This is a genomic window from Mycobacterium sp. 852002-50816_SCH5313054-b (genome assembly GCF_001667185.1).
GTDB lineage: Bacteria > Actinomycetota > Actinomycetes > Mycobacteriales > Mycobacteriaceae > Mycobacterium.
The window spans coordinates 1-1,624 of record NZ_LZIC01000072.1; the positions used below are offsets into that span (position 1 = coordinate 1).

1 protein-coding gene is annotated in these 1,624 nt (G+C 67.1%); it reads left to right on the top strand.

Annotation, left to right across the window (positions count from 1 at the left end; all coding sequences use genetic code 11):
* Position 1 precedes the first annotated feature (1 nt).
* A complete protein-coding gene (locus tag A5787_RS15890; RefSeq protein ID WP_082977252.1) occupies positions 2-1,510 on the top strand; it encodes an FAD-dependent monooxygenase in 1,509 nt (502 codons plus the stop codon).
* The last annotated feature ends 114 nt before the right edge of the window (positions 1,511-1,624 follow it).

Consider the following 1,624-nt stretch of genomic DNA (forward strand, 5'->3'; position numbering starts at 1 on the left):
GGTGGTGCTGGGTGCCGGCGCGGGCGGGCTGGCGACGTCGGCGCTGCTCGCCAAGCACGGGGTTCGTTCGCTGCTGGTCGAAAAGCGGCGCGAGGTGTTCATCTACCCGAAGGCGCGCAACCTGAGCTTCCGGAGTCTGGAGATCCTGCGCGGCCTCGGCCTGAGCGATCAGGTGCACGCGGTCGCCGATCATGTCTCGGCGATGATGGTCAAGCCGGCGCTGAACAGCCCGGACGAACGGATGGCCATCGACGTCGACGCCATCTTCGCGGGCATGGACAAGCTCAGCCCCGAGCCCGCCGCGCAGTACTGCCCCCAGAGCCGGCTCGAACCGATGCTGCTCGCCGAAACCCGTCGGTGCGGCGGCGAAGTGCGCTACGGGACGGAACTTTCGTCGCTCGACGTCGACGCCGACGGCGTCACCGCGGTGCTGCACGACGGGGACACGGTCCGCGCCGACTATCTCGTCGCCGCCGACGGCGTGCACAGCCCGATCCGGAAGCTGCTGGGCATCAACACCTCTGGCTACGGCGCGCTGCCGATATACGTCGTCTTCGTCTACTTCCGCGCGCCGTGGCGAAAGCTGGTCCCGCGGCTGGACGATGGCGATGGCGTGCAGGTGAAAAACGACGACGTGGACGGGATCTTCCTGGTGGCCCAGGATGACCTCGGCATGTTCATCACCACCTATTTCCCGGGTAAGGGCGAGACCGCGGACCAGTTCACGCCGCAACGCTGCCGCGAGGCACTGGGGAAGGCATTCGGTGAGCCGCTGGACACCGAGATCATCGAGGTCGCGACGTGGCAGCCGTACGAGCAGGTGGCCGACCAATTCCGTTGTGGGCGAGTATTTCTCGTCGGCGATTCGGCGCACACGATGCCGCCGTTCAAGGCGGGGGGAGCCAACACCGCCATCCAGAGCGCGCACAACCTGGCCTGGAAGCTGGCCGCGGTGCTGGACGGAACCGCCGGTCCGGGATTGCTCGACACCTACCACGACGAGCGTCATCCGGTGGGGCGCTTCGCGGCCCGGCAGTCGCTGAGCGGTCCGTCGGCAGCTCTGTTCTCGTTGAGCGACGACAGACCGCAATTGCCGCCCGACGAGGAATGCCCGATGTTCAACCTGCTCGTCGGCTACGAATACCGTTCGGCGGCCGTCTTATCCGGCGAGCCCGCGACCGAAGCGGTGCAGCTGGTGGAGGAGTTGCGCGGCCAACCCGGCACCCGGGTTCCGCACGTGTGGGTGCGCGATGGTGTGTCGACGCTCGATCTGCTCGGACCCGGATTCACGGTGCTGACCGGTGACCAACGCTGGTGTGCCGCTGCGGCTTCGGTCTCGGTAGCCGCACATCGCATCCTGAACAAGGAGTGGGAGTCGATTACTGGACTCAATCCGTCCGGGGTGCTCTTGGTTCGCCCGGACGACTTCGTCGGCTGGCGCGCCGAGGACCTACCCGCCGACCCGGAGGGTGAACTGCGACAGGCGCTCTCGGCGATCATGTGCCGGTAGCCCTCCGCGAGCAGACACAGAATCGCATTGGCAGGGCCTCCGGGGTGGGATTGTGTGTGTGCTCGGCAGGGGTTGCTGGGCATACGCCGACCGGCTTAGTGGGTGGCTTTGCCC